This window comes from Bradyrhizobium sp. (assembly GCF_016462955.1).
Classification (GTDB): domain Bacteria; phylum Pseudomonadota; class Alphaproteobacteria; order Rhizobiales; family Xanthobacteraceae; genus Bradyrhizobium.
The window spans coordinates 1-6,967 of sequence record NZ_JAEMSD010000367.1; the positions used below are offsets into that span (position 1 = coordinate 1).

Genomic DNA, 6,967 nt, shown 5'->3' on the forward strand with positions numbered 1-6,967 from the left:
CGATGACAGGCTCCGCGGTCGTCTCGAAGGGCGAGGCGCGCGCTCAGGTCTTTCAAAAACCCAATATGCGATCGCCCTGCATCTCAAAGGCCCTCATCGCAACTCTTGCGACGATGCCATACTACCCCTGTTTTGCCCGACGGGTCAGAAAATTTTCGCAAAATCCGTAAGTCGTTGATTTTGCAGCAGCGTCCTACTGTGCATGGGGTTGTTTTCGAGTTTTGTGTTTTGGCCGGCCGATTACGGCCGCTCGGGCACCAGCTCCGTCAACGAACGGATGATGCGGTCGGGCTTGATCGTCGAGCCCTCGGGCAGGCCTTCGCCATGCACGTCGATCCAGATCGCATAGATGCCGAGGCGCTGCGGCGTCACGACTTCCCATTCGAGATTGTCGCCGATCATCCAGGTGTCCTTAGGCGTGACGCCGAGCGCCTCCATCGCGTGCAGATAGGCGCGCTCCTCGGGCTTGCCGAAGCCGTGCTCGCCTTCGATCTGGATGTGGTCGAAACGATGCGCCAGCTCGAAGCGTTCGACCTTGGCGCGCTGCATGTCGGCCGCGCCGTTGGTGACCAGCGCGAGCTTGATACCGAGCGCCTTGAACTGGTCGATCGCCTCATGCGCGCCGGGAAAGACGAACATCTCCTCCTCGCGATAGGCGGTGAAGCGGTCGGCGAGGCGAACGGCGAGATCGTCGGGCAGGGCGCGATGGCCTGCGGCCGCAAGCGCGGCAAAGCCGCCCTTCACCGTCAGGTGCCGCGCCTCGGCGAGCTTCATCCGCCATGCTGCTTCCGCATTGGCCCAGAAGTTTCGCGCGAAGGCCAGCACCGCGGTGGCGACCATGGGCGGCGGCAGGGGAGCCAGCTCCTCGGCGAATTCGGCCGCGATCGTGTTCCAGGCGATCTCGGGCCGGCCATAGGCCGACAGGATGGTGTCGTCCATGTCGATCAGCATGGCGCGCGGCAATGGCGGCAGCACGGCGTTCATGGCCACTTCACCTCCGGCGGTAGCGACGACAGGATCGAGTCCACATTCCCTCCGGTCTTGAGCCCGAAGATGGTGCCGCGGTCGTAGAGCAGGTTGAACTCGACATAGCGGCCGCGCCGGATCAATTGCTCCTCGCGGTCCGCAGGCGTCCAGGCGCTGGCGAAGTTGCGGCGCACGAGCTCGGGATAGATGTCCAGGAAGGCGCGGCCGACATCCCCGGTGAAGGCGAGGTCGGCCTCCCAGTCGCCGCTGTCATGCCAGTCGTAGAAGATGCCGCCGATGCCGCGCGCCTCTTTCCGGTGCGGCAGGTAGAAATATTCGTCGCACCATTTCTTGTACTTGTCGTAATCGGCAACGCCGCTGTGCAGGTTGCAGGCCCGTTTCATCGCCCCGTGGAAGGCAACGCTGTCGGGATCGTCCTGCGCCCGTCTCCGCTCCAGCACCGGCGTCAGGTCGGCGCCGCCGCCAAACCAGGCCTTGGTGGTGACGACGAAGCGGGTGTTCATGTGCACGGCGGGCACGTGCGGATTGCGCAGATGCGCGATCAGAGAGATGCCGGAGGCCCAGAATTTTGGATCCTCCGCAGCGCCGGGGATCTGGGCACGGAATTCGGGGGCGAACTCGCCGTGCACCGTCGAGCAGTGCACGCCGACCTTCTCGAACAGCCGGCCCGACATCATCGACATCACGCCGCCGCCGCCGGGCGTGCCGCTGTGGTCGCTGCGCTGCCAGGGCGTGCGCCTGAAGCGGCCGGCCTCGCCCGGATAGAGGCTTTGGGGTGCGTCGTCTTCCAGACGCTCGAAGCTCGCGCAGATGTCGTCGCGCAAGGTCTCGAACCAGGCGCGGGCGCGGGCCTTGCGCTCTTCGATCGTCGTGACGTCCATTGGCATTCGCGGGTCGTGTCCTATCTGATGCCGAGCGATTTGTGGGTCTGCACGCTGAGACGCCATTGCGGGTGGCGCAGGCAGTACTCGATCGCGCGCGCGGTGTTCTCGATCACCTCGGGGCCGTCCATCGGCTGCAGCGAGAAGCGCTCGAAGGCGAGACCCTCGTAAGTCTCGGGCGCCGCCAGCGCCTGCGGATAGACCAGCTTCAGCTCGTGGCCCTGGCGCAGTACGAGCTCGCTGCCGCCCTTGGGGCTGACGCAGATCCAGTCGAGCCCATCAGGGGCTGCGATCGTGCCGTTGGTCTCGACGCCAATCTCGAAGCCTTGACCATGGAGCGCGTCGATCAGCGCGCTGTCGACCTGGAGCAGCGGCTCGCCGCCGGTGAGCACCACGTACCGATTGGCATCGGTGGCGCGCCACTGCGCGGCAATGGTGTCGGCGAGTTCCGCGGCCGAGCCGTAGCGGCCGCCGAGCGTGCCGTCGGTCCCGACGAAGTCCGTGTCGCAGAACTTGCAGGTCGCATCCCCGCGGTCCGCCTCGCGCCCGCTCCAGAGGTTGCAGCCGGCAAAGCGGCAGAACACGGAGGCGCGCCCCGCATGGGCGCCTTCGCCTTGCAGGGTCAGGAAGATTTCCTTGACCGCGTAACTCAAGCCTCTCTCCTCAATCCTTGGCTCTTCAATCCGTCGGGCCTTCGAGGTTCCGGATCTGCCGCAGCGCCTCGCCTGCGGCCATGGCCGCGCTCATGGCCACGTTGAGCGACCTCAGCTCCGCCTTGATCGGGATCACCAGGCGCGCATCGGCCGCCGCGACCACCGCGTCGGTGACCCCGGCGCTCTCGCGCCCGAATAGCAGGATGTCCGAGCTCTGGTAATGAAAATCGCGGTAGTCGGTGGCGGCCCTGGTCGTGAACAGCAGGAGCCGCCGGCCCTCGGCCTTCCGCCACTCCTCGAACTTCGTCCAGGAGTCATGGCGGCTCAGTCTGACATGGTCGAGGTAATCCATTCCCGCCCGGCGGAACAAGCGGTCCGAGATCGGAAACCCCGCCGGTTCGATGATGTGGGAGGCCAGCCCCAGGCAGGCGCAGAGGCGAAGAATCGTGCCGGTGTTCTGGGGGATGTCAGGCTGGAAGAGTGCGATCTGCATGGGTGGCGGCGAGTGGGTTTGCGGACGCAAAATGTCTCAATAAAACATCGGCTGCCCGGGAATTCGTGCATTGCACGCTCCCACGCCGTTAGCGGGCTTGCGCTCGCCCGGCAAGGGTGCCAATAGAACGATTCTGGACTGCTGTTTCGCCCGTTTTGAGGTGAGAAAGCCAAGTTCTGCCGCCGCGGGGGGCCGCGGGCGCCGGCAGCCTTTCCGGGGACCTCTTGGCGCCCCTCGGAGCGGTTCCACCGGCAGCGCAAGAAGAAAGGGTTGGAATCGTGACGACAGCGTCTTCGGCGGACCATCCGACACGCCGTGATTTCTTATTCGTTGCAACGGGGGCGGCTGCAGCAGTAGGGGGCGCGGCTGCGCTCTGGCCCTTCATCTCCCAAATGAATCCGGATGCCTCGACCATCGCCGCCGGTGCGCCGATCGAGGTCGATCTCAGCCCGGTCGCCGAGGGGCAGGACATCAAGGTGTTCTGGCGCGGCAAGCCGATCTACATCAGCCACCGCACCAAGAAGCAGATCGAGGAAGCGCGCGCCGTCAACGTGGCGAGCCTGCCCGATCCGCAGACCGACGAGGCCCGGGTCAAGTCCGGTCACGAGCAGTGGCTGGTCGTGATCGGTATCTGCACCCATCTGGGCTGCATCCCGATCGCTCATGAAGGCAGCTACGACGGGTTCTTCTGCCCCTGCCATGGTTCGGTGTACGACACGTCCGGCCGCATTCGCCAGGGCCCTGCGCCCTCGAACCTGCCCGTGCCGCCGTATCAGTTCGTTTCCGACACCAAAATCCAGATCGGCTGAGCTTCGGACTTAGTCCGAAGCCTCGCGCCGTCTCGTCGTACTATTTCCTCAGGATCGCATCATGAGCGGACCATCCGACTACCAGCCGAGTAATCCGGCCCTGCAATGGATCGAGCGGCGCCTGCCGATCTTTGGTCTCATCCATTCCTCCTTCGTCGCCTATCCCACCCCGCGCAACCTGAACTATTGGTGGACCTTCGGCGCCATCCTGTCCTTCATGCTGGGGATGCAGATCCTGACCGGCGTGATCCTGGCGATGCATTACACGCCGAATGCCGATCTCGCCTTCAAGTCGGTCGAGTTGATCGTGCGCGACGTGAACTACGGCTGGCTGCTGCGCAACATGCATGCGGTCGGAGCCTCGATGTTCTTCGTCGCCGTCTACGTGCACATGTTCCGCGGCCTGTACTACGGGTCCTACAAGGAGCCGCGCGAGGTGCTGTGGATCCTCGGCGTCATCATCTACCTCCTGATGATGGCGACGGGTTTCATGGGCTACGTGCTGCCCTGGGGCCAGATGAGCTTCTGGGGTGCCACCGTCATCACCAACCTGTTCTCCGCCATTCCCTATGTCGGCGAGAGCATCGTGACGCTGCTGTGGGGCGGCTATGCGGTCGGCAACCCGACGCTGAACCGCTTCTTCTCGCTGCACTATCTGCTGCCGTTCGTGATCGCGGGCGTCGTCGTGCTGCACGTCTGGGCGCTGCACGTCGCCGGCCAGAACAATCCTGATGGCGTCGAGCCGAAGACGGAAAAGGACACGGTGCCGTTCACGCCGCATGCCACCATCAAGGACATGTTCGGCGTCGTCTGCTTCATGCTGCTGTACTCCTGGTTCATCTTCTACATGCCGAACTATCTCGGCGATGCCGACAACTACATTCCGGCGAACCCGGGCGTGACACCGCCGCACATCGTGCCGGAATGGTATTATCTGCCGTTCTACGCGATCCTGCGCTCGATTCCCGACAAGCTCGCGGGCGTCATCGCGATGTTCGGGGCGATCATCATCCTGTGCTTCCTGCCCTGGCTCGACACTGCCAAGACCAGGTCGTCGAAGTACCGTCCGCTGGCCAAGCAGTTCTTCTGGATCTTCGTCGCGGTCTGCATTCTGCTCGGCTATCTCGGCGCACAGCCGCCGGAAGGCATCTACGTCATCGCCGGCCGCATCCTGACGTTCTGCTACTTCGCCTACTTCCTGATCGTGCTGCCGCTGCTCGCCCGCATCGAGAAGCCGCGGCCGGTGCCGAACTCGATCTCGGATGCCGTGCTGGCCAAGACCGGGAGCCGGTCGACGCCGATGGTCTCGACCGCGATCGTGCTGGCGCTCGCCGGTTCGTTGTTTGCGGGCTCGATGGACAGCGCAAAAGCGGCCGAAGGCGCCGACAAGCCTCCGGGCAACAAATGGTCCTTCGCCGGGCCTTTCGGCAAGTTCGATCGCGGCGCCCTGCAGCGCGGCCTGAAGGTCTACAAGGAGGTCTGCGCCAGCTGCCACGGCCTGTCCTTTGTCGCATTCCGCAATCTCGCCGAGCCCGGCGGGCCCGGCTATTCGGTCGCGCAGGCCGCGGCGTTTGCGTCGGAGTACAAGGTCAAGGACGGTCCGAACGATGCCGGTGACATGTTCGAGCGTCCGGGCCGGCCGGCGGATTATTTCCCCTCGCCGTTTCCGAACGAGCAGGCTGCGCGCGCGGCGAACGGCGGTGCGGCACCGCCCGACTTGTCCCTGATCACCAAGGCGCGCTCCTACAAGCGCGGCTTCCCCTGGTTCATCTTCGACGCCTTCACCCAGTACCAGGAGCAGGGGCCTGACTACGTTGCCGCGCTGCTCCAGGGCTATGAGGACAAGGTGCCGGAGGGCGTCACCCTCCCGGAGGGATCCTACTACAACAAGTACTTCCCCGGCCACGCCATCAAGATGCCGAAGCCGATCAGCGACGGCCAGGTGACCTATGACGACGGCGCGCCGACGACGGTCGCGCAGTACGCCAAGGACGTTACCACCTTCCTGATGTGGACCGCAGAACCGCACATGGAAGCGCGCAAGACGCTCGGCTTCCAGGTGTTCGTGTTCCTGATCCTGTTCGCGGGTCTGATGTATTTCACCAAGAAGAAGGTCTGGGCCGACTCGCACTGAGCGGCGAAAGACGAGGCGAGATGAAGAGCCCCCGCGAGGGGGCTTTTTTCTTGGGTGTCATTCCGGGGCGCGCGAAAGCGCGAATCCGGAATCTCGAGATTCCGGGGTTAGGTGCTGCGCACCGTCGCGGAATGACGAGAGTGTGGATTGCGCCGCGCGCTCGCACCCGCCAAGATACCGCGAACCGCTCCCCCAAAGACGCGTCGGAGGACACCATGGGAACCAGCATCACCTTCAAGCGCCCGGACGGCAAGGACGCCTCGGGCTATCTCGCCAATGCCGCGCGCGGCAACGCGCCGGGGGTGGTCGTGATCCAGGAATGGTGGGGCCTGTCGGACCAGATCAAGGGCCTGTGCGACCGCTTTGCGCTCGCCGGCTTCGATGCGCTGGCGCCAGATCTCTACAAGGGCAAGGTGGTGCCGTATCACGACACGGACAGCGCCAACAAGGAGATGAACTCGCTCGACTTCATGGACGCCACGACGCAGACCGTGCGCGGCGCCACGCAATATCTTGCGCGTAACGGCGCCAAGGTCGGGCTGACGGGCTTCTGCCTCGGCGGCGCCGTGACCATCATCGGCGCCACCAAGATCCCGGAGCTTGCGGCCGGCGTCGTGTTCTACGGCATCCCGCCGGAGCAGGCGGCCAAGCCAGCCGACGTCAGGATCCCGCTCCAAGCCCATTTCGCCAACAAGGACGATTGGTGCACGCCGGAGCTGGTCGACGGCTTCGAGAAGGCGATGAAGGCGGCCGGCAAGTCGCTCGAGCTGTTCCGCTATGACGCCGAGCACGCCTTCGTCAACGAGCAGCGCCAGGCCGTGCACGACCGCGAAGCCGCCGAGCTCGCCTGGGGTAGGGCGACGGAGTTTTTCAGGAGGCATCTGGGGTAGGGGATGCCACACCGGTCCGAGGACAAAGGGCGCCGGGAACGCGAGGTCTTCGCGATCCCGGAGGAGCACAGGGCGGCTGTTCGCGACGGTCTCGATCAAGCCGACCGCGGTGAGTTTGCC

General features: G+C 64.8%; 7 protein-coding genes. 3 read left to right on the forward strand and 4 right to left on the reverse strand.

Going from position 1 to position 6,967, the window contains the following annotated elements; genetic code table 11:
- Nucleotides 1-240: 240 nt before the first annotated feature.
- Genes JHD07_RS28380 through JHD07_RS28395 form a run of 4 tightly spaced genes read right to left on the reverse strand, consistent with a single transcriptional unit; the run spans nucleotide 241 to nucleotide 3,014 of the window.
- Complete coding sequence (locus JHD07_RS28380; protein ID WP_291628208.1) at nucleotides 241-984, reverse strand: HAD family hydrolase; 744 nt, start codon at nucleotides 982-984, stop codon at nucleotides 241-243.
- Complete coding sequence (hemF, locus tag JHD07_RS28385) at nucleotides 981-1,868, reverse strand: oxygen-dependent coproporphyrinogen oxidase (RefSeq protein ID WP_291628210.1); 888 nt, start codon at nucleotides 1,866-1,868, stop codon at nucleotides 981-983. The genes JHD07_RS28380 and hemF overlap by 4 nt, the downstream gene beginning before the upstream one ends.
- Before the next feature lie 20 nt (nucleotides 1,869-1,888).
- Complete coding sequence (gene queE, locus JHD07_RS28390) at nucleotides 1,889-2,521, reverse strand: 7-carboxy-7-deazaguanine synthase (protein ID WP_291628197.1); 633 nt, start codon at nucleotides 2,519-2,521, stop codon at nucleotides 1,889-1,891.
- A gap of 25 nt (nucleotides 2,522-2,546) precedes the next feature.
- Nucleotides 2,547-3,014, reverse strand: coding sequence for a tRNA (cytidine(34)-2'-O)-methyltransferase (locus JHD07_RS28395; protein ID WP_291628199.1), 468 nt, complete (start codon nucleotides 3,012-3,014; stop codon nucleotides 2,547-2,549).
- A gap of 278 nt (nucleotides 3,015-3,292) precedes the next feature.
- Here JHD07_RS28395 and petA point away from each other — a divergent pair, with 278 nt between their 5' ends.
- The 3 genes from petA to JHD07_RS28410 all read left to right on the forward strand — a co-directional run bounded on the left by petA (nucleotide 3,293) and on the right by JHD07_RS28410 (nucleotide 6,847).
- Nucleotides 3,293-3,823 carry a ubiquinol-cytochrome c reductase iron-sulfur subunit gene (petA, locus tag JHD07_RS28400; RefSeq protein WP_291628201.1) on the forward strand — a complete coding sequence of 177 codons (531 nt, stop codon included), beginning with the start codon at nucleotides 3,293-3,295 and terminating at the stop codon, nucleotides 3,821-3,823.
- A gap of 61 nt (nucleotides 3,824-3,884) precedes the next feature.
- Entirely contained in the window at nucleotides 3,885-5,957 is a 2,073-nt protein-coding gene (gene fbcH, locus JHD07_RS28405) for a cytochrome b/c1 (RefSeq protein WP_291628204.1), read from the forward strand.
- Nucleotides 5,958-6,172: 215 nt separating this feature from the next.
- Nucleotides 6,173-6,847 (forward strand): dienelactone hydrolase family protein, encoded by a 675-nt coding sequence (locus JHD07_RS28410; RefSeq protein WP_291628206.1) that lies wholly within the window; start codon nucleotides 6,173-6,175, stop codon nucleotides 6,845-6,847.
- Nucleotides 6,848-6,967 lie beyond the last annotated feature (120 nt).